The 20,081-nt window shown below is 62.3% G+C and carries 18 protein-coding genes and 1 pseudogene; 13 read left to right on the top strand and 6 right to left on the bottom strand.

Features of this window, described 5'->3' with window-relative positions; genetic code table 11:
* Window positions 1–175: 175 nt before the first annotated feature.
* From JI59_RS23340 to yhhA, 5 genes are all read right to left on the bottom strand, one after another.
* Window positions 176–1,273, bottom strand: a complete 1,098-nt coding sequence (locus JI59_RS23340; RefSeq protein WP_007015515.1) for a glycosyltransferase family 2 protein — start codon at window positions 1,271–1,273, stop codon at window positions 176–178.
* Window positions 1,274–1,305: 32 nt separating this feature from the next.
* On the bottom strand, window positions 1,306–1,674 hold the full coding sequence (locus JI59_RS23335; protein WP_007015516.1) for a GNAT family N-acetyltransferase: 369 nt from the start codon (window positions 1,672–1,674) through the stop codon (window positions 1,306–1,308).
* A gap of 112 nt (window positions 1,675–1,786) precedes the next feature.
* Window positions 1,787–2,794, bottom strand: coding sequence for a hypothetical protein (locus JI59_RS23330; protein ID WP_007015517.1), 1,008 nt, complete (start codon window positions 2,792–2,794; stop codon window positions 1,787–1,789).
* The gene (yhhB, locus tag JI59_RS23325; RefSeq protein WP_007015518.1) at window positions 2,794–4,929 is read right to left on the bottom strand and encodes a cyclophane-forming radical SAM/SPASM peptide maturase YhhB; all 2,136 of its coding nucleotides are present in this window, start codon (window positions 4,927–4,929) and stop codon (window positions 2,794–2,796) included. Before yhhB ends, JI59_RS23330 begins: the two co-directional genes overlap by 1 nt.
* A 12-nt stretch (window positions 4,930–4,941) precedes the next feature.
* Window positions 4,942–5,124, bottom strand: coding sequence for a YhhA family cyclophane-containing RiPP (gene yhhA / locus JI59_RS23320; protein ID WP_007015519.1), 183 nt, complete (start codon window positions 5,122–5,124; stop codon window positions 4,942–4,944).
* Window positions 5,125–5,816: 692 nt separating this feature from the next.
* Here yhhA and JI59_RS23315 point away from each other — a divergent pair.
* The 7 genes and pseudogenes from JI59_RS23315 to JI59_RS23285 all read left to right on the top strand — a co-directional run.
* On the top strand, window positions 5,817–7,319 hold the full coding sequence (locus JI59_RS23315) for an SMEK domain-containing protein (RefSeq protein ID WP_202946113.1): 1,503 nt from the start codon (window positions 5,817–5,819) through the stop codon (window positions 7,317–7,319).
* Window positions 7,316–8,725, top strand: coding sequence for an argonaute/piwi family protein (locus JI59_RS23310; protein ID WP_007015521.1), 1,410 nt, complete (start codon window positions 7,316–7,318; stop codon window positions 8,723–8,725). Before JI59_RS23315 ends, JI59_RS23310 begins: the two co-directional genes overlap by 4 nt.
* Window positions 8,726–8,848: 123 nt before the next feature.
* Window positions 8,849–9,991: a tyrosine-type recombinase/integrase gene (locus tag JI59_RS23305; RefSeq protein WP_007015522.1), complete on the top strand. Its 1,143-nt coding sequence runs from the start codon at window positions 8,849–8,851 to the stop codon at window positions 9,989–9,991.
* Window positions 9,984–11,801: a site-specific integrase gene (locus JI59_RS23300; RefSeq protein ID WP_007015523.1), complete on the top strand. Its 1,818-nt coding sequence runs from the start codon at window positions 9,984–9,986 to the stop codon at window positions 11,799–11,801. The genes JI59_RS23305 and JI59_RS23300 overlap by 8 nt, the downstream gene beginning before the upstream one ends.
* Window positions 11,802–11,805: 4 nt before the next feature.
* On the top strand, window positions 11,806–13,608 hold the full coding sequence (locus JI59_RS23295; protein ID WP_007015524.1) for a site-specific integrase: 1,803 nt from the start codon (window positions 11,806–11,808) through the stop codon (window positions 13,606–13,608).
* Complete coding sequence (locus tag JI59_RS23290; protein ID WP_239000640.1) at window positions 13,571–14,056, top strand: hypothetical protein; 486 nt, start codon at window positions 13,571–13,573, stop codon at window positions 14,054–14,056. Before JI59_RS23295 ends, JI59_RS23290 begins: the two co-directional genes overlap by 38 nt.
* A 103-nt stretch (window positions 14,057–14,159) precedes the next feature.
* Window positions 14,160–14,747, top strand: a pseudogene (locus tag JI59_RS23285) (hypothetical protein); the annotation flags it as partial.
* Between the two features lie 449 nt (window positions 14,748–15,196).
* Here JI59_RS23285 and JI59_RS23280 read toward each other — a convergent pair.
* Entirely contained in the window at window positions 15,197–15,652 is a 456-nt protein-coding gene (locus JI59_RS23280; protein WP_007015527.1) for a DUF2442 domain-containing protein, read from the bottom strand.
* Between the two features lie 386 nt (window positions 15,653–16,038).
* Here JI59_RS23280 and JI59_RS23275 point away from each other — a divergent pair, with 386 nt between their 5' ends.
* The 6 genes from JI59_RS23275 (at window position 16,039) to JI59_RS23250 (ending at window position 20,076) form a co-directional block, all read left to right on the top strand.
* A complete protein-coding gene (locus tag JI59_RS23275; RefSeq protein WP_007015528.1) occupies window positions 16,039–16,392 on the top strand; it encodes a DUF3768 domain-containing protein in 354 nt (117 codons plus the stop codon).
* 162 nt (window positions 16,393–16,554) lie between these two features.
* A complete protein-coding gene (locus tag JI59_RS23265; protein WP_007015529.1) occupies window positions 16,555–18,198 on the top strand; it encodes a PRTRC system ParB family protein in 1,644 nt (547 codons plus the stop codon).
* Window positions 18,199–18,233: 35 nt separating this feature from the next.
* A complete protein-coding gene (locus JI59_RS23260) occupies window positions 18,234–18,659 on the top strand; it encodes a PRTRC system protein E (RefSeq protein WP_007015530.1) in 426 nt (141 codons plus the stop codon).
* Window positions 18,660–18,704: 45 nt separating this feature from the next.
* Window positions 18,705–18,911 carry a PRTRC system protein C gene (locus tag JI59_RS23255; protein ID WP_007015531.1) on the top strand — a complete coding sequence of 69 codons (207 nt, stop codon included), beginning with the start codon at window positions 18,705–18,707 and terminating at the stop codon, window positions 18,909–18,911.
* A gap of 3 nt (window positions 18,912–18,914) precedes the next feature.
* On the top strand, window positions 18,915–19,136 hold the full coding sequence (locus tag JI59_RS27865; protein WP_081474089.1) for a hypothetical protein: 222 nt from the start codon (window positions 18,915–18,917) through the stop codon (window positions 19,134–19,136).
* Between the two features lie 184 nt (window positions 19,137–19,320).
* Window positions 19,321–20,076: a hypothetical protein gene (locus JI59_RS23250; protein ID WP_239000639.1), complete on the top strand. Its 756-nt coding sequence runs from the start codon at window positions 19,321–19,323 to the stop codon at window positions 20,074–20,076.
* Window positions 20,077–20,081 lie beyond the last annotated feature (5 nt).

The following is a 20,081-nucleotide window of genomic DNA, read 5'->3' as shown; positions in this document are numbered from 1 at the left end:
CCCGGCCTGTCCTCCCTTCACTTAAGCACTAAGGTATCGGATCGGCGATCCGTGAGGCGAGCGCCGGCAGTTGATCTCAAAAGCTGCGTTTTGATCAAAGAGGGCACGCGTAGCGACGACAGCGAGCCACTGCCTTTCGCCCTATTCTGAGAAGCGGAACGGCCGCCAGGCACCATCAGCCAAGGTTTGTATTTTCCGCCAGATAGCTCTTCAGTTGCGGCAATTGTGTATCGATCAATTGCAATGCTGTGTGGAGAACAAGCCCGGGTGTGTGGCGTAGCTGGTCGCGCGTCAATGGCGGCAAGAGCCTCAATAAAGGTGCGAACCTTGCTCTCAGTGCATCGGTCGTAGCCAGGGTCCCAAGCGCGTGACCGACCCATAGCGGCAAGACACCAAATAGGATCAGGTCATGGCATTGGCGGAGCAATATCGCTTCGTGCACTGGGGAATGTGATTGATGCAATGCTTCGAAACTGTCGATCCCGGCATAGTCGCGGCGCCACCGCGCCACCCAATCAGCACCGTGTGGGAACCCAGAGGTCGCGAAATAGAGCCCAGGGCTCTCGTATAACTTTCGGCGCGAAGGCTGGGCTGTCGCCCTCTCAACTATGATCTTTCTGGCGTTGTAGGACTTGGCCCGCAGAAACAGGCGCGAGGTTTCGGCGTGGATCTCCTCACCATGGGGATCATACTCCCGCTCGTGTCCGCCCCACACGCGATAGTCGGCGAGACGGAAGGCGCAGATTTTGTCGTCGACGATGACATCATCCGCTTCGGCGACGCAGAGCGCGCGAACCGAGGCACTCACTTGTTCGCAAAGCGCCTGATATGCCGAATGCTCGAGGGCGAACTCGGGAGCGGCCTCCGCTCGTCCTTCGAGCAGCGTCTGCGGGCCCGCCGTCTCACCCGCCGCGCGCATCTCGGCAACATAGCCGGGCTGATATTGTGTGTCGGCGTCCGCTTGCAGGATCAGGACATCCTCGGCGACCACCCCTTCCTCGAGCGCCAACTGTGCGACGAGATCGATGCCGCGCCGGCGCGGGGGAACGTATCCGCGCTCGGGTTCGTACGTGAGTTCCACGGTACCGGGTGGCGAGGTTTGCTGGATATCGCGCGAGAGTTCGAACGTGCGATCCGTCGATCCATTGTCGACAAGGACCAGCGTGCCGTCCGGCTTATCCGTAGCCGCGCCCGGGCCAAAGCCGAGCGAAGCGCAGGTCGCCACTAGCTCTCGTTGCTCATTAAGGCAGGGCATGACGATATAGGCGCGCATTCGGACCTTTCAGAATTCCGGTGCGGTCGCGCTCAGCCTCCGGTCGACGACCCTTCACGACGAACATGCTTCATAATCAACTGAGAGTGACCTGCTGGCGTCACGTCCGCAAAGCCGGCTTCTTCGGCGGCGCGCCGCGAAGCGATGTTGGATTTGCGCATATGGGCGTAGACGACATTATATTCGCTTGCATCGCACGCGGCACGATAGGCGAGACGGCCGATCTGACGCCCCTGGCTTTCCCGGTTCAGAAAAATCTGGAGCGAGGCATGTTTTCCGATCGGGGGTTCTTCAATCAGGTTGATGAAGACGGTTCCCGCGCGCTCGCCGTCGGCCTCGATAGCCCAGGCCTCGCCACCTGGGCCTCCGCCGCGTTTGGGCGTGCCTTTGCTCGGGACCAATCGTACTTTCTCCGGATCGATCGGCCCGAGCGGCGAATGCGCAACGACAGGAGGCGGCTTCGGCGTCGGGCTGGCCCTTCGGCGCCGTTGCCTCTGCTTGGCGGATGAGGGCTTAACGGACATCTAGCCGCGCAAAGGCCGCGCGCAAACGCTCGTCCGCCGCCTGCCAATATTCGCTGGGGAAGAAGCCCGGCGAATAGGCAATTACGACATCTTCGAGCCGCGATGCGAGCCTGGCGCCGTGCAGCGCATCGGCAAGGGCATCGACCTTATCAAGCACCGATGCCAGCGAAGGGTCGAGCTTTCGGCGCCGGTCGAGCCAGTCGCTGTCGCCATCATAGCGATTGTTGAAATAGTCCATGTCGATGTGAAGCAGGATCGGTCCAGGGCCGATCCCTTGCAGCCAATCTCCAAGGTCAGGCGTGATGCGATATCGCCCCGGACCGGTCTCGCGCGCGACCGGAACGAGATCGACAGCGGGGCGCAATGCGCCAGGGTCGAGCAGCGTGTCCTGCTCCTCGGTCAGCTCGACACGAAAGTCTCTAGTATCGACCGCTTTCGGCGGCTGGCAAAGATGGCGAACCTCGGTGGTCGGGAATGCGTGGAGGAACGGCGTTAGAAAGCTGCCCATGCCGATGGCACCACTTCGTATCGCGCTTGCAACGCTATTAGGCTGGGCAAGGTCGACGAGATGGCCAGTCATAGGATCGCGCCAACCCGCCTGCTCCACGAACAGCCGCGGCGCGCCCAGATCGCGGTGATCGTCAACATGGAGCACCACGATCGGCGCAGCCTGTAGGCCGGCCCGCTCCAGCCATTCGCTCCAGCTGAGAAGCGTCCAACTGTCGTAGAGCGTACTGAGAATGCGACCGCTACGGCGCATCGAGAGCGCCATATCGGAACGCTCAAGGCCCTCACCCCACCACGCGAGTCCGGCGGACAATTTGGGATCGACATGCCGCGCGGCATCATTGGGCCAACCGAGCGTCAGCTCCCAGCCCCCGGTAGTCCGTTTAACGCAGGCATCCTTGTCACAAAAATAGTCGCGCAGCGTAGCATGACGCTCGGCTGCTGTTCCCGGAAGCCGATCGAAAGGAAGGGTGATCACATTGTCGGGCATCAGGCCAATTCGCGTTCGGCGGAGGCTTTGAGGACAGCAACCAGTTCGCGTCCCAGTGGGGTCAGCGGACAGCTATCGAGGGTCACGAATGCGTCGCGAAGATTCTCCTCGGTGTCACGGAGCTGATTGATCGCCCGATTGTGGAGGCGGGCAGGCCCTTCGTCCCTGACATGAAGCCAGAAACGCCGCAATTCGACAAAGACGAACACGGCGTGAAGCAGGCCTGAAGGTGGGCGAAGATCCTCTCTCCACGGCGAGGAGACCAGCGCCGCGGTGGAAGCCACGGTCGGCGCAAGCCGCTCCAGGAGATAGAGTTTCTGGTGCCGGTGCTCGTGCAACAACGAGTCGGCGAGATCGTAGGCGTCGATCGGATCGTCGCCCTGCAGGACCGACACATAGAGAGCACCTGGGACCGAGTTGTCGCTGAACGAAACGATCTTGTCGGGATGCGCAAGCGGATCGCGGATAAATTGGATTGCGCCGCAAGCCATTCTCATCTCGCGCGCCATTGCCGGGCGCCAGCGCTCAATGATCTGCAGCGCCTCCTCAACGATCGGCTTGACCTTAGCGGTGGTCGCCTCATCCTCAAAATAGATTGCCTCGCCAAAGGGAATGCGAAGCCAGGGATCGGGGAAACCGATCTGAAAGCCGGAACCGTCGCGTGATGGCTGGGCAAGCAAGTCCTGCAGATAGGATGCGTCGGCTTGGATTGCTGCGCCGTCGACGGCCTGAACTTCATAGGCGGCGGTCTGAATGTCGAGTGTGTGCCGCCACGCGATGGCGCCCGGAGCACTCGCCAGTTCTTCCTGCTCGGAAACGGACAGCGCATCGAACGCCGTGATCGCCGGACCGAGTTCGGGGTGGGTGGCACGCAACTCGCGGACCGTCCCCAGCAGCGCGTCACGCGCGGCTGACCGCGCACCGGCGCAGAGATCGTCCATCATCGCCGTGGCACTCTCCGCGAGATCGAACGCTGCTAGGTCGGTGCCAGTGGGCAGGGCCGAATCCAGCGCATCATCCGAGGGCAAGAGCAGTTCCGCGAGGCGGACCCGCGCATGTTCGACCAGCGCGAGCATCTCACGACAATAAACGGTCGGATGATTGAAGCCGTCGGTGCCAAAGCGGTGGGGGAGCGATCCGCCCCCGCAGATTTCGACAATCGGACAGGCTTGGCACTCGCGGCATAGTCCTGCTTTGCTGAGCAGCGCGCGATGCGCTGCGATCCGGGGCGAGGTCGCTATGTCTGCGATCGGCGTATCCCGTACCGAACCGCCAAGGCTGGTCGCTCCGTCCTGGGTCACCTTGAGCACGTCGAGATCGTGATAGCTTCCGTCGGTCTCAATCGAGATAAGGCTGACGTCCCCGAAGCCAAATGCGTCAGTCCGGGAAGGCAGCCCGGAAACGGCATCGAGCAAAGCTTCAAAGGTTCGCACCGGCAAATGCGGATAATGGTCGAGCCACAGATCGAATGCGCCGATCAGCCAGCGCTCATAGAGCGAGGGATCGAGCGCGCGGCCTGGCGGGAGGCGCAAATGGTGGGCGTCGGGTAGCAGGAAATCGAGATTCGGCGGATGATGCGCGTCGAAGAAGGCGAAGAGATCCTCCGGCGAGGTCGCGGTATCGATGACGGCGATGACGCCTGCAAATAGCCTGGGGCGCTTCTTGAGCCGCTCCAGCGCAGCGAGAACCTTATCGAAGCTCGAGCGCCCCTTGCGCGTCGTTCGATGCTTGTCTTGTGCCGCGCGCGGCCCATCCAAGCTCAGCGAGACACCGATGTCCGCTGCCTCAAGTTGATCGAGCGCGGCATCGTCAAGCAGCAGCCCGTTGGTCTGGAGCCCGACATCAACCTTCGCGGTTGTCGCGGCACGGATTTGGGCGGCAAACGCCGCCAGCTTATCCGCACCAGCAAGCAAAGGTTCGCCGCCGTGGAATACGACCGCGCAGTGCGTGATCTCCGCTTGCGCGGTATAGGCACCTAGTCGGGTCGCGAAACAAGACCGGTCCTCCGCCGACAAGAGCTTCGGCATGGCGCGCCAGCTCTGGTCGGCGTGGTGGTAGACGTAGCAATAATCGCAATCGAGATTGCAACGCGACGCGACCTTGACCAGGAACGAGGTGATCCTGGCGGGGGTCATGCGAGGAAGTCCTTAGGAGCGATTGTGCCGGTGATGCATCCGGTCGTAGCTCGTGATGACTTCGCTTGCTTCCGCTTCGGCGAGAACGCGACCCTTCAGCCGGCGCAGCGCCGGATTCAGAGGCTGTTCACGCAGGAGGGCGGTGCGGATTTCGGGGCTAGCTTCCGGCGCCCGAACTTCGGTATCGATCGACATAGGGATACTCCTTTCGATGCATCGCCATAATACACGCTATTTTGAAGGAGTCCATCATGCCATCAACCGCGATGAATTTGGATAAATATTTGCCAACACACTGTAAATATTGGGATGTTCATTTCACGCATAAGTAAAATCGGCGTAATTTGGTAATTACGAATGGATGTATTGAAATCAAAATAAGATTTTATTGCATAAATTAATTTTATCACATATTCGTGGGAATATTCATCCATTATGGATGAGATTATTTGGAAATAATTCGCATTCTGGGCCGATCGCGTCGAGGGGGAGAGAATTAATACTTCCGCAACATCGACTTATAAAAGGATGATTTTTTTCTAAATAATAACAGTGTGTTACGAGCCTTCTGAAAAAGAGGCGCGCGCGTCGATTCGATCCCGCTACCCATGCCCATGCCCATGCCCATACACATACCTGTTCTGTGTTGTAATAGGCGATGGCTTTTTGGGCACAGTCGCCCCGCCAAAGTGCTGGCGCATGCTGAAATCTGCAGAGGTCACCCATCTGATTTGTTACCTTTCGTTCCATATGAGGTGGCCTGCCTCCCAGCGATCCCGGTTTATTCCCCACCGCTCAGCACTCGGAGGCATCTGAGCTTAGCGGAGAGCGGGCGTTGAAGGCTCTTCAGGCTTCAAAGGCCCGTCATCAGCTATCGCCCGCTTGCAATGTTCTTGGTGCGTTCCCATACTCCATGGAGGCCATCTTGGGAGGAGCGCGGCGGTATGAGGCAGCTTGAGGTTGAGAATCAGCTCCGCGACGTAGTGAGCCGTATTGTCGTACAGGTAGAACTGGCGACCGCGCAGGGGCGGACCGACATCAACCTCGCGCTCGAAGATGCATTCATCCCGATCCTGAAGTCGGTCTTCAACCTGCCGCACCTCATCAATCTCAACCGGAAGCAGAAGAACTTCCCCGGCATCGACCTCGGCGACGACCATGACCGTGTCGCTTTCCAAGTCACTTCTACCATCGGGCTGGAGAAGGTGAAGTTCACGATCGGGCAATTCATGAGCCGGTCGTATTATAACACCTTCGATGAGCTATACGTACTCATGCTGGGCAAGAAGCAGGCATCCTACAGTCAGAGCGCCGTAAATGCCCTGCTGACGGAGGATTTCTCGTTCAACTGCGCAAAGCACATCATCGACCTTAGCGACATCCTCCGCATGGTGACCGGACTGCGTCTGACAGCGCAAGAGCGCGTGCTCTCGGAGCTTAAGCACATCCTCGGCGAGGTGGATGCCTTCATCAGCATGAGATCGGAGACGGTTGAGGCGCCAACTGCGATCACAACCAACCTACAGGAGATCCGGCTGCCCGAGGCAGTCTACGTTGCGGAGCTGACGATCGACGACAAGGCGGTGATCGCGCAGGCCAAGGCGGAACTGAACTACAAGGGCTACGCAAAGAGTCGAAGGTCTGTCGTGAAGATGGCGCTCCTTCTGAACGATGTGTCGACGGACGCATGGGTTTGTTACAACAACAAGCTGTTCTCATTCACCGATATTGAGGCCAGCGGCCTGATCAGCATCGTGGACGAGGGCACGATCGAACGGCTGGAGATATCCGATCTGGCCGACTCTGACGAGCCGGACAACGTGAACATTCTCAAGCAACTCATGTGGGCCGAGACGCGGCAGATGCTGAAGGCGCGCAACGTGCGCTCCCATCCAAAGGACGGCTTCTTCTTCTTCGTGCCCGGCGAGGATGGGCAGGAGCTTCGCAAGGAGGCCTGGGTCGGCAAGGCCAGCGCGACACGCACCGTGTACGTAGTGAAGTATCAGAAGAAGGACCCTGACAAGATCGCGCATCACCAGCACTTATCGTTTGATCTGACGTTTTCAAATCTAGGCGGGACCTGGTTCTCGCAGATCGTGCCGAGCTGGTATTATTCCTATGACGGTTTCAAGCGCTCGAACTGGCACGACAAGTTGCTCTCGAAGCAGAAGCGGCTTGAACTGAATCTCAGCGTCAGGAACGCGGTTCGTTTCGTCGCCTACTTCCTCTCCAACACCAGCAGTGAGGAAGGCTTGGACGAGGCGCCGTTGAGCTTCGGGACGCTCCTCGAATTCGACGTTGGCGACGAGGTCGATGACGATCTTGACGAAGGCGACGTCTCTATCGCCGACTATGATGACGATGCGACCGACGAAGGGATGGCGGCATGAGGCTGACGACTCTCGCGGAGCCGATGCTCGAGTTCGGCACCGGCACCCACATATGCCCGCGTACGGGGATCGAGCACATGGGCGTGTATGACAAGCGCGATGAACTGCGCAGGACGGAACTAAGGGTCGGGGTCGTCGGTCGAGGCGAGGGCATTGATCTGCTGGACGAGTGGCTCGAGAGGTGCCGGGACGGCATCGAACGGAAGAAGGAATCGCAACTTCTCAACCTGTTCCGTGGCTTCGGCGGGGTGAACCAGAGCTACGGCTTCCTAACCCGGCTGATCAACTCGCCCCAGTATACGCGGACACTAAAGAAGTCGGATATCACCGGAATCGTGAAACTTGCCTCCCGCGCCGACCGGGTAGAGAGGGCTGTTGAGCTCTACTATGAGCAGATCCGCTTCCTGGCGGAGAACAGGTCGGTTGACGTCATCGTCTGCGTATTGCCGAACGAGATGTTTGATTCCGTGACCATCTCGGCCACTGGCGACGCGAAGGATGAGAGCGAGCTCGAGCATAATTTCCGGCGGATATTGAAAGCCAAGTGCATGCACCTCGGCACGCCGCTTCAGCTGGTGCGGGAGAAAACCATCCTGATCACCAAGTTCGCCGGGGAACAGCAGGACCCAGCGACGAAGGCATGGAACTTCTGCACGGCGCTTTACTACAAGGGCAACCGAACAATTCCTTGGCGGCTCGTCGAGGACACAGCCAAGCTCCGCTCGTGCTACATCGGTATTGGTTTCTACAAGAGCCGTGACGGTGAGACCGTGTCGTCCAGCTTGGCACAGGTCTTTGACGAGTTCGGGCATGGGATCATCCTGCGCGGGACCCCAGTGTCGATCGATAAGAAGAACCGTCATCCATATCTGAGCGAGGATCAGGCCTACGAACTCCTGCGTGACGCTCTTGATGAGTACGACCGGGCATTGGAACACATGCCGGCCAGGATCGTGATTCACAAGTCGAGCCGTTTCCGCGACGGCGAGCGCAAGGGCTTCCTGCGGGCGCTGGAGGAGAAGGGCATCCGTTCGAAGGATTTCGTCGCGATCACGGACACTGACGTCCGTTTGTTCAGCGACAAGAAGTATCCGCCGAAGCGGGGGACACTGCTGACGATCTCGGAGACGGAGGGCGTTCTATATACCCGCGGGACGGTCGACTTCTACAAGACCTATCCTGGGCAGTATGTGCCGAGCCCTCTGAAAATCACCGTATATGAACAGGACTCTTCGCTCGAAAGCCTCTGCGACGAGATCCTCGGTCTGACGAAGATGAACTGGAACAACACCCAGATGGACGGGCGCCTCCCGATCACGCTCGAATGCGCGAAGAAGATCGGCGACATCATGAAATATGTGAGCGTCAGCGAGAAACCACAGGTCAGTTACAGCTTCTACATGTGATCCGCGCCGACGGCGGGCGGCGATGCATCCCGGAAAGACACCGATCCGCCGAACCGTTTGCCTGCCGGCTCCCAAATAGCGCTATTGTTCGCCGGAATCTCAGCGCGAGGGGATTCCGACAGCATGGTATCGATCATTCGGGCTTTGGCGGGTGAGCCAGGCATTCCCGCCGGCTTCCCGATCCTGTTTGACGCCGACATGGCGATCATCGAGCCGGCGTTCCTCTGGCTCATGGGGCACTCAGAGCTAAGCGGTCGCGCCCAGGCCAATGACACCGTGCGGACCTACGGCGAGCATCTCCACGACTGGTTCGACTCGCTCGAACAATCAGGGATCGAATGGCGCGAAGCCGACGAACGTGTCATCGCCGCTTATCGCAACCGGATGCTGGAGAATCCCAGCACGCATACCGGGCGGCCCTACGCCCGGACCACGATCAATGCGCGTGTCTCGACCGTCTGCCGCTTTTATAGCTGGGCCCTAGATCGAAAGCTGATCGACCATTGCCCGTTCCGGTTGACCGAGAAGATGACGCTGATGTTGGACGGCGCCTATCGTCCCGGACTACAACGGCGCCAGGTCAACGAGCTGATCGTCTCGCTTCCCGAGAAGCTTCCGCGACCGTTGCGCGCCGACGAACTGTCTCGGCTGTTCGCGCATCTCAGGCCTACTGCTCGACTTGCCGCGCAATGGGCGCTTGGGGCGGGGCTGCGCCGCAAGGAGCTTTGCGCGCTCGCCGTCGACCAGATCACGGATAGCTGGCCACTTGACCACGACAGCGATCCACTTGTCGGCGTGCCGCTCCATATCACCAAAGGAGACCGGCCAAGGACAGTCTATCCGCCGCTTCGGCTGCTCGATCATACGCACTGGTATGTGGGCGAGGATCGCGCCCGGATCGTCCGCCGTATCCGCCGTTCTGACCGAGGCTATCGCGCGCCGTCCAATCTCCTGCTGAACGAGCATGGCCGCGCCATCACGCGGAAACTCCTGACGGCACAGCTCGCGGAAGCGTTTGCGGCCGCGGGACTTCGGGGCACGCTGCACTGGCTGCGGCACACCTTCGCGATGGCGATGCTGGCCCGCCTTCAGATCCAAGCCCGCACCAATCCCGATCTCAACCCGCTCAAGGTCGTGCAGGTGCTGCTCGGCCACGCCTCGATCACGACGACGGCAATCTATCTGCGCTGTCTCGAACTGCACGAACGCGACCTGAGCGAAAGCCTCGCCTATCTTTATGGTGAGCTGATCCCCGCCGATGGCTAGGGGCCGCCTCGATCGGACGCTGAAACTCGATCCGGCACCAGCGGACCACCCCGCAGGGATCGCCGAAATCCAGTTCCGCGATGAATGGGGCAAGATCATCCAACGCTTCGACCCGGCGCTGTTCGGAATGCCGGATGATATCGGCGCCGCCATCGCCCGGGCCTTCCGCGATCATGATGTAGCAACCAGCGCTGCGACCCGCACGGCGCGCTGGTTCGCGCTGCGCGTGTTCGGGAGGTTCCTGCGCGAGGACGCGCGTGTCAGGCGCGCGGGAGACCTCGACACGGCAACGATCCGCCGGTTCATCACCTGGCTGGCGATGCCTACCAACGGGCGCAGGCGTGGCGTCCGCTCACAATCCGGTCAGCTTGGTATGATCCGGCCGGTGCTCAAGCGCGCGATCGCGGACAATCCAGGCTTGTTCGCATCGGGCTTTGCCGTTCCCAACAATCCGATCCCGCTCGCCGGCGTCCAGCGGCTACCGCAGGACCGACTGACACCCGGCGCAATGCGCGCGCTGCTGGCAGTGTGCTATGCCGACATCGACACTGCCTGGGACAAGTTCCAGCACGGGCAAGCTATTGTTGGTCTTCCGAATGTGCTGCTTCATGGCGGCCGGACCGCCGAACGGGATCGCTGGATCTGGAAGCTCCACCGCCTTGGCCACGGCATCCTGCCGACCGACCGAGGCTTGGACCTTAACAAGCCCGATCGGCAGAGGATCGCCGAGGTAGGCGGGTTCCGCGAGCTTGAGGGTTATCTCCACCTCACGACCGACACGCTGGTTGCGTTCTATATGGTGCTGCTGATCCAGACGGCGGCCAATGCCGGTCCGCTGCGCCAGATCAAGCGGGACTGCCTCGTGCCGCATCCGCTCGAGCGGCATCGCGTCATGGTCGAGTGGGTAAAACCCCGCGCCGGTGGTAAGGTGAAGCGCATGCAACGGCGCTCGTTCGACAATCGCCGACCCTATGCGGCGCCGCGCCTGATCGAAAAGCTCCTTGCGATGACGGCACCCCTATTGCCGCATGTGGAGCCGTCCAAACGCGACCGGCTGTTCCTCCACCGCTTCCTCATGACGACAGGACGCCTCGAGCGCGAGCACCACGCCGGACATATCGTGCAGGCCACGTTGCGATCGGCAATGTTGCGCTTCTACGAGCGGCATAATGGCGCGATCGCGTCCTGGAACGAAACCCATCCCGGCAAGTCCCGTGCCCTGCTTCCAGACTTCTCGCCCAAGCTGTTCCGCAGCAGCATGGCAAGCACCCATTACACAGCGTCCCAGGGCGATATTATGGCGGCCAAGGCCGTGCTCAACCATGCCAGCATCGTCACCACGGATATCTATGTCGATGGCGAGGCGGTCCGCCGTCTCGAACGCGATACGATCGCTCGGCTCCAGTCGCTGATGATCACATGGGTAACCGGCGAGACGCCCTGCCAAGACTCGCAACATCAAGGGCCGCATACCAGCGTCCGGGTAACGGCGCTGTTCGGCCACGACTGCCTTCGACCGGTCGACGGCGGGCAGGCGCGGCCTGGCCGCATGTGCCCGAAACTGGGAGGCTGCCTCGCCTGTCCGGGCCTGATCGTCCCGATCGACCCGGATCATCTGGCGCGCATCGTCCAGGCCACCAGGCATCTTCAAGCGGCGCGGGAACGCATCGACCCGATCCGGTTCAGCCTCTTTTATGCGCCCAGCCTTCGGGTGCTGACACAAGACCTGCTGCCGGCGTTCCCGCCCGAAATGATGCCGGACGCGGAACGGCTCATACCCGCCTTGCCGCCGCTGCCGGACCTGGAATAGCCTCATGGCCTCCGTCCCGACATCCACGCTTACCCAACTTCCGGCGCCATTGCTCGGAAACGAAGGCGTCCCCGCCGCCACGACGTTCAACTGGGGCTTCGAAATGCCGGACGGGAGCCGGTTCGGGGATGATCATTGGACGCCGCTCCGGCACGCCGCCGAACTGTTCCTGCTCTCGCTGCAAGCCGATCCGCCCGAAGGGCGGATGCCACTTCGCAAGGAAACGGTCGATGGCCACTTCAGCCACATCCGCTTCCTCGTTCGATGGATGGCAGTCGAGAACGTCCGATGCTTCAAGGATCTCGATCAAGACGCCGTCGACCGGTTCGTGGCCATGTTGCGCGCTCGTCCCGGCAGGAACGCTTCACGGCTCTCCCTCAGCACCGCCGAAGGCTATCTCGGCACGATCCGCACATTCCACATGCAGCGCGACAAGCTGGACGACGCGCCGCTGATGGCGCCGCCTCGCGCCGGTTCGGTCGAGAAGCGGCACTGGAAACCTTATGGCGGCCATCCCTATACGCCCGACGAGATCGCTGTGCCTCTCATCAGCGGCGCTATGGAACTGCTCGGTGACCCAGCGGAACAGATACTCGCGCTGCGCGACCGTCTCGAAGATTTGTATGAGCAGTTCCGACCACAGCATCAGGGGCGAAGGCTCCACTGGCATATCAGACGCGCCATGTTGTCTGAGCCATGCCCCTACGCGGACATGTATCCGAATCCGGAATGGCCGCTGCGCCGCCTGACGTTCATGCTCGATCGCCTTGGCGACGCCTGCTTCGTCGTCATCGCCTATCTTGTTGGCGCGAGAGCCTCCGAAATACTCAGGCTTGAGGAGGGTTGCCTCGAACGGCGCGCGGCCGATGGAGACGGCGAGGAACACGTCTATCTGGTCGGCACGATCACGAAGACGTCGCTGACGGAACATGGGGACATCCATCGCTGGCTCGCGCCCGAGCCGGTCCAGCGGGCGATCCACATCCTCGAACGTCTCTCCGCTCCGCTTCGCGAACTTAGCGGGAAGAGGAACCTCTGGCTCCACCAGCTCGGCCGGGGACGCTCGCCGCTTCCGACGATGATGCCCGTCGCTCGACTGCGATCACCTATGGTCAATATCCGCTTGAACGAACGACTTGCGCCGTTCCTTGCCTTGCCGGAACACCAAGGCGGCACCTGGCACCTGACCACCTATCAGGGTCGCAAGACGTTCTCGCGGTTCATCGGGCGGCGCGACCGCACCGGCCTGACGGCGCTGCAACGCCATCTCGGCCATGTCCATCGCGCGATGACCGACCGGGCCTATGTGGGCACAGACTTCGAACTTGCCGAGCTGATCGACGACCAGGCCGCCGAAAAAACCCGCAAGGCGCTGGAAGACCTGCTCCTGGCGCCGAACGTCGCCGGGAAGGCGGGCGTCATGCTGTCCGAGCGATCGCCGTTCCACGGGCGCACTCGGTCGGGCGACGTCGATGGCTATATCACCGAGATCCTCGCCGAAACGGATATGCGCCTCGGCGTGTGCGACTGGGGCTACTGCCTCTACCGCCGGGAGACCTCCGCTTGCCTCGGCGGCGAGCGCGAGCCGAACCCGGTGCTTCGCACACAAAGCACCTGCTCGACTTGCGCCAACTTCGCCGTGACTGACCGGCATAGGCCGGTCTGGGAAGCGCGCCTTGAACGGAACACCGCATTGATCCAGCGCGATGACCTCGATCACGAGAGCCGAGCACTTGCCGAAGCCCGCATCCAGGAATCCCACCGTATCCTTGACCGGCTCGACGAAGGAAATGCTGGTGACGTCTGAATCTGACCCATCCACCCCGCAGGCCCGTCGCCGGGCGAACACCAATGCACGCCTGCGCGAAGCCCTTGCCCTCCTCGCCAAAGACCCGTCCGCCGCGCCAACGGTCGCCGGTCTCGCACGAGCAGCCGGGGTCGGCCGCAACATCATCTATACGCACCATAGCGACGTTCTCGACGCCCTGCGCGACATTCAATCGCAACGTGAGGGTACCACTGAAACGGCCGCCGGCGAGGCCGACAGCACACGCGCCACTCTTCATGACGCGATAGCCAAGAACATCGCCCTCGCGACACATAATGCCAGCCTGCTGAACCGCGCTGTTGAAGCCGAGCAGCGCGCGGAGCGGCTCGAACGCCGTAACGCGCAACTTGTGCAGGAACTCGATCGGATACGCCGGCCCGTCCCCATCCGCACCAACGCCGAAGCGCCCGATCCTACCGCTGCCTGAAGGCGGTCACGCCCTAATCGGGCGTCTTGAAAGGGGAGGAGGAGTAGGAATGGCGGAAATACGGGCTTTGCGGAGCCAATAAGACAGGTCGATACAGACCTAATGCTCGCTCAAATGGAAGGTGGCCCCGCAAGATGCCTTCCTTAAGGGGTGGGAACCCGCGAAGGCCGCCTGGGGGCGCGGACAGAAAGTCATTCGCCTCATCGGTTATGACGCCTCGCCGGCAGATACGCGCCGCTATAACCACGCGTCGACCATCGCCAACGACCTTTTTGAGTGCCGGTACCCCTTGCGCGAATGGCAATGGGACCGTGACACCTGCATCGCCCGCATCGAGGCTGCGGGCCTTCCCGTCCCGCCCAAGTCGAGCTGCTTTATCTGCGCTGCAATGAAGCCCGCCGAGGTCCGCGCGCTCCCGGCCTGGTGCCTGCGTCTCATTGTCCTCGTGGAGGCACGGGCGGCTCCGCGCCTGCGCACCGTTGAAGGGCTTTGGCGCCGATCGACCTCAACCCGACCCGGCCGAATGACCGACTTCATCCGGGCGGAGGAACTGCTCCCCGCAACCGACATCGACGCCATCATGCGCGACGCGCCCGCCGATCTCGTCAGGTTCCAGGACGTCGCCGCGCATGTTCCACTCCCCGAGCGGCCAGCAATGGCGGAGTGGCTCGAGACCTTCAACGCCACCCTTCCTATCCGCAAGGAAATACATGAGCGGACGGGACTGATCGGCCCGACTTTTGTACCAGCGGTTCAACCCCTAAATGCTGAACAAAATATTGAACCGATCGGATAGCCAATCAAGTGTCCCACCGAACCTACCATCCGTCGAACTCGCCCCGAGGGTACTAAGGTAGCAGCCAGTCGTTCGGGAGATCACACACCAGATTCGGGGTTTCAGGAACAGTGCATGACTAATCGGGGTTTCAGGAACAGCCGTCCCGAATTCGGGGAATCAGGAACAAGGCTTCAGGGGGTACCCACCCACGCGCCCGATCAACACTGTCAGGCGACAGATCGGCGCAGCGCGCGCGCTTGGCACGCGAGCCTTAGAAGCAGCAAAGCGCGTGGCGACGAAACCCGGTCGGTTCGGGGGTGATGGCAATCCGGGCCCAGAGCTTGAAGGCTATGCGTGTCGGGCTACTGGCCTGAACTTGTAACATTCTCAGCCTCGATCGGATCGGGGGCATCAGCCAGCTTTCGCGGTTGACCACCCTTTTGGCCATTGGCGCTCGACGCGGCATTCTTCGCCGCGGTCCGTACCTTTCCGCCCTCGGATCCAAGCTGGTGGGCCATCCATTTTTTCGAACCGAACACACCTCGCAGCAGGCCGGGGACATAGATATCGGCGTCGAGTTTTGGCCAATGAAGCCCAAGGCCCGCAGGGCTGATTTCGATTACAGCCAGACTGTCCGGCGAGGCGTCGGCCAAGCCCTCGGCCAGGTGCGCCGGAAACGTTAGTTCAACCCCCGTATTGAGGCCAACGACCACACGGGCGCGGCGACGATCATAACGCGCCGACACCGCATGGCCGGCTTCGCGAAGCGTCGCCATCCGTTTACCGGCTTGCGCCGTCTCGTCCTCAGTAATCCTCATGCCGACGCCCTCTTAGCCATCGCGGCAATGCGTCGGGTCCACAGGGAGCCGGCTGCGAACCGTCCTTTTAGCTGATCCGAACCCGTTGTCGCCTCCTTTGGATTATGTAACGAAGAGCGTCGCAAAAAACGACGGCATCCGCCGTCGAATATACATCGACCGCCTCGCTAGTGCGGCTCGACCAGCGTTTCCGAAAGCAACGACCCGGCCAACCGGGTCGCTCGCGGTGATCAGCGTCTCAGGCGCTGCAGAACCAAGATTGCAGCAGCGCAACATGCGAAAATCAGTCACGATCATTGGCGCTGGAATGGCCGTCTCGACCGGGTCGCCCCTGGCTATCCCAGGGCGTAGATCGGCCATCACGCCCTCGGCTTGCTGGAGGCAACATGACAATTCCCGCAATTGAACGGATCGCCAGGCTCAACGACCGTTGCCGGCAGGGCCTCGATCCCAACGCTCGCATCATGGTGACCCGTAACTGCCTCGCCCGGTTGACCGGCGACGATGTCGGAATCGCGGAAGTCCTCGCCCAGGCCGAACTGCTTGCGGCCGTGCGCCGCTATGCGTTCAAGCCCGGAGACGGGCCCGAGCGGGATTTCGGCGGCTTCGATCTGAAGGGCGAACGCATCTTCTTCAAGATCGACTACTACGACCTGGCGCTGGAATTTGGCTCGGACGATCCCTCTGACGCCTCGATCACGCGCCGCGTCCTCACCGTCATGCTCGCCGAAGACTATTGAGCCCGCCGGCTCCAACACGACTGCTCCTTCGAACGCCACCGCCACCACCTTTCCGGTCCTCAGCGCCAGGAAAGGCAAGGGGGAAGGCGAGCATCAGGCTCGCCAGAATGAAGGCGCGCGGCCGAAAGGGCGAGCCTGCCGCATTCCACGAGGAGATCCGCCTTGACCGCTCCGCAACCGACCCCCGTCAACACGCTGCCGCTTTCCCTGATCGTGAAGGGCGATAATCCCCGTCGCTATTTCGACAGGAAAAAGCATGACGACCTCGTAGCCTCGATCCGCTTGCGCGGCATCCTGCAACCCATCCTGCTTCGCCCCGCGCCCGGCAGGGAGGACGTCTTTGCCATCGTCGCGGGCGAGCGCCGCTATCGGGCTGCTCTCGAAGCCTACGGCGCGGATGCCGAGGTTCCCGTCATCGTCCGGGAGATGACCGACCAGCAGGCTCTGGACGCCGCCATCGCTGAAAATGACGACCGCGATGATCCTTCGGAAACCGAACAGGCCGATGCCGCCGTCCGCTACCTCGCGGCGTGCCAGAACGATCGCGCCGAAGCCGCCAGGCGGCTCGGCTGGTCACGCAGCAAGCTCGATCGCCGTCTGGCGCTGGCGGAGCTGTCCGAAACCGTGAAGCTTGCGCTCGACGAACGCCGGATCAAGGTCGGTCACGCCGAGCTTCTCGCCGCAATCCCCGCCGACAAGCAGGACAAGGCCCTGGAGACGATCCTCGCCTCGGGCCTGGACGTCAGCAAGACGCGCGATCTCCTCATGCGCGTCACGCAGAACCTCGCCGCCGCTTGCTTCGACAAAACCGAATGCACAACCTGTCCGTTCAACTCGGCCTCCCAGCGCACTCTCTTCGAGACCCATGTCGACGACGGGCACTGCACCAATCCCGGATGCTTCGAGCTGAAGACCCAGACCGCCGAGGCGATCCGCTTCGAAGAGCAGGAGCGCGCCGAAAAGGCGGCACGGGCCGCGGCTCCGCCCGCTGCCGACGAAGACGACGGTGACGGCGAAGCGGATGACGGTCTCGACGACAGCGAGTCCGAAACCGAAGTCTCGTCCGTCGATCGCGCCGAAACCCCCGGCCGAACCGAACCCCGCCCCCTGGCTCCGCAGACCCCGCTGCCATCGACCGCCGGCGGTTCGAGCGCTCACAAGTCGACCGTCACCGTCAAATCGATCGCCGGGCGCACCAGCGACCTGCGCGAGGCGACCTGGCGGACTGCGGTGGCCCGCGCGCTCGCGGCCAATGTCGCCCATGCCCATACCGCCATTCTCGTCGCCGCGATGTCGGGCACGCTTCCCCAGATCAAGGCGGAGACCCTGAAGGCCCGTGCCGGCCTCCTCGTGGGCGCTTCCTTCCCGGACATCTCTTATGGCGACAAGATCACAGAAATCCGAGCGCTGTCCGAGCCGCAGGCAGCGAATGTGCTGTCCGCTGTCGGCGCCGCCTATGCCAAGGACGTGCTGACCTTCGGGCATGTCGCCGACCTCGCCCGCGCTTTCGACGTCGATCTGCGCGACGTCTGGCAGGTCGATAAGGCCTTTCTCGAGCGCTACACCAAGGACGAGCTCAAGTTCATCGCCCAGGAATCCGGCCTGGTCGCGCATGTCGGCGAAAAGGGCTTCGCCAAGCTGCTCAGTGCCAAAAAGGCAGACCTCATCGCCGGCATGCTCAACCGCCCCGGCTTCGACTGGGCCGGACGCCTGCCCAGTTCGATGACGCTCGACGGTCAATATGGGCCGCCGCCGGTGAAGGCCGCGCCGCCGGCCGCCGCCCCGATCAAGCAGCTCGCCGCATAACCCCCCAACGCTCACATAGACAAGGATTTGGACCCATGTTGATTTCCAACCTGCTCCCACTGCTTGCGCGCTACTCGCTCGGCTTCGATCTCGTGGCAGGCCCCGAAGACACGGTCACCCTGACCGTCATTCCCCGCAAGGTGGAAGGCGCCGCGCACAAGCTCGAGACCGGCGAGACCCGCCCGATCTCGCTCACCGCCAGCGCCGCGGAGATCGATGCCGAACTCGCCAAGGGCGAAGACGGCGCGCTCGGACAGCTCATCACGATCCGCAAGACACTCGCCGACCAGCTCGCCGAACAGCGCGAGGCCGCTGATGCCGCCCGCACCGCCGCGGCCGAGGCCGCCAAGGCTAAGGCCGCAACGTCCACGCCGAAGCCCGCCTCCACGGCCGCGAAGGTTCCGGCTACCGCCAGTCCGCCCGCCGACGCCAAGGCCGAGGAGCCCGCCAGCCTCTGGTGAGGCAGCCCCTCGAACCTCTCCCGAACCCACGCCCAGGAGGCCGCCATGCAGATCAACCACCTGACCCGAACCTACCGATATGACGGCATCGACCTTCCGGTGCCGCCGCATCTTGCTGACGATGCCGCCGGCCTGCGTGCCTACCATGCAACCCTCTATCCGCCGATCCTCAACGCCGAGATTGTCGACGCCGGCGTATCGGGCGCTGCGCATGTCATCGAGTATCGGCGCGCCGTCGGCACCAAGGGCTGACCCGTGCCCCGCTCCCAGAGCGCGGCCATCCCCGCCGCACCGCGCAAGACGCTCCTCGAATGGATCGAGCACGACGATGGCAACACGACCGGCTTCCCCCAGCTTCCCTGCAGCGCCCAGGCCCTCGCCCTTCACGCGCGAATCCTCCCCGAAGTCCCTCATAAGGGCGAAGCGGCGGAGCCGCTTCAGCCCCCTGTCGGTCTCAGGCTCGCCCCGCTCGGCTGATCTCGCGGGCCGGTCCGTCGCGCTCTCCGTAGACATCCCCGCCACCTTCGATCAGCCGCTCAGCAATCATCACAAGCTGATGGGCCGGTGGGTGGCCGCACGGGAAGGAACGACCAGACGATACACGCGCGTCGGCGCCCGCAAGCGAATCGAAGATGTCTTCAATGCCGCGGTGCTCGAAATCTTGGCGCCAATCGAACTCGTCGATCTGCGGGTCGCCGTCCTCGCCGGCGAAAACGACAATCCGCCGGCAATCGCCTTGGTCTGCGAGAGCCTGGGGCAGCTGGATCTAGGCTGGATCGAAACCGGTGACGCGCCCGTTCCCTGGCGCGCCGCCGCCTACGCGGCCCTCGGGGAGACGCTCGGCACCGCGCTTCCGGTCTTCGGCTATCAGGATCTCTTCGATGAAATCTCCATGTACTATTGGGACGGCGAGATCGACGACGAGAGCGCGCGCCAAAGCCTGACCGCCTATCACGGTCTCAGTGCTGAAGAACTCGCAGAGCAGACACTGCCCTCGGAGATGAACGCGCGCCGCCCCGACTGGATGATCGGCACGAACGCGGCGAAGGCCGCCAGCCTCCCGAAAACCCTTCGCGCCGCTCTGCGCCGACTTCGCGATGGGCACAAGGCGCTCGACCGCCTCGCCTCGGAGCGCAACGCCTGGCACTTCGATACCGACATTCTCTACGAATATGTGCCGGGCATCGAGGAATGTTCGTCTCTGCCACCGCTGACGCTCGTTCCGTTCGAGCAGTTCGCGCGCGAGCTCGATGATGTTGCCCGCCACGGCATGGAGATGGGCTTCATGGATGTCTGCGGCATCTGCCCGCTGCCCGAGGTGAGTCGGATCGACGACTGGTTCGAGAGCCTGCGGCTCGGCGTCCAGTTTCTGCTCGCCGCCCAGCACCTCGTCCGCTTCGACCCGCCCAACCCGTGAGGCCC

The organism is Novosphingobium pentaromativorans US6-1 (assembly GCF_000767465.1).
Taxonomy (GTDB): domain Bacteria; phylum Pseudomonadota; class Alphaproteobacteria; order Sphingomonadales; family Sphingomonadaceae; genus Novosphingobium; species Novosphingobium pentaromativorans.
This window is presented reverse-complemented; position numbering and strand designations above follow the sequence as displayed.

Excerpts from the sequence above, each read along its gene's own strand:
- JI59_RS23340 (WP_007015515.1), bottom strand. The coding sequence starts at position 1,273 with ATGCGCGCCTATATCGTCATGCCCTGCCTTAATGAGCAACGAGAGCTA.
- JI59_RS23330 (WP_007015517.1), bottom strand. The coding sequence starts at position 2,794 with ATGCCCGACAATGTGATCACCCTTCCTTTCGATCGGCTTCCGGGAACA.
- yhhB (WP_007015518.1), bottom strand. The coding sequence starts at position 4,929 with ATGACCCCCGCCAGGATCACCTCGTTCCTGGTCAAGGTCGCGTCGCGT.
- yhhA (WP_007015519.1), bottom strand. The coding sequence starts at position 5,124 with ATGTCGATCGATACCGAAGTTCGGGCGCCGGAAGCTAGCCCCGAAATC.
- JI59_RS23315 (WP_202946113.1), top strand. The coding sequence starts at position 5,817 with ATGTTCTTGGTGCGTTCCCATACTCCATGGAGGCCATCTTGGGAGGAG.
- JI59_RS23310 (WP_007015521.1), top strand. The coding sequence starts at position 7,316 with ATGAGGCTGACGACTCTCGCGGAGCCGATGCTCGAGTTCGGCACCGGC.
- JI59_RS23305 (WP_007015522.1), top strand. The coding sequence starts at position 8,849 with ATGGTATCGATCATTCGGGCTTTGGCGGGTGAGCCAGGCATTCCCGCC.
- JI59_RS23300 (WP_007015523.1), top strand. The coding sequence starts at position 9,984 with ATGGCTAGGGGCCGCCTCGATCGGACGCTGAAACTCGATCCGGCACCA.
- JI59_RS23295 (WP_007015524.1), top strand. The coding sequence starts at position 11,806 with ATGGCCTCCGTCCCGACATCCACGCTTACCCAACTTCCGGCGCCATTG.
- JI59_RS23280 (WP_007015527.1), bottom strand. The coding sequence starts at position 15,652 with ATGAGGATTACTGAGGACGAGACGGCGCAAGCCGGTAAACGGATGGCG.
- JI59_RS23275 (WP_007015528.1), top strand. The coding sequence starts at position 16,039 with ATGACAATTCCCGCAATTGAACGGATCGCCAGGCTCAACGACCGTTGC.
- JI59_RS23260 (WP_007015530.1), top strand. The coding sequence starts at position 18,234 with ATGTTGATTTCCAACCTGCTCCCACTGCTTGCGCGCTACTCGCTCGGC.
- JI59_RS23255 (WP_007015531.1), top strand. The coding sequence starts at position 18,705 with ATGCAGATCAACCACCTGACCCGAACCTACCGATATGACGGCATCGAC.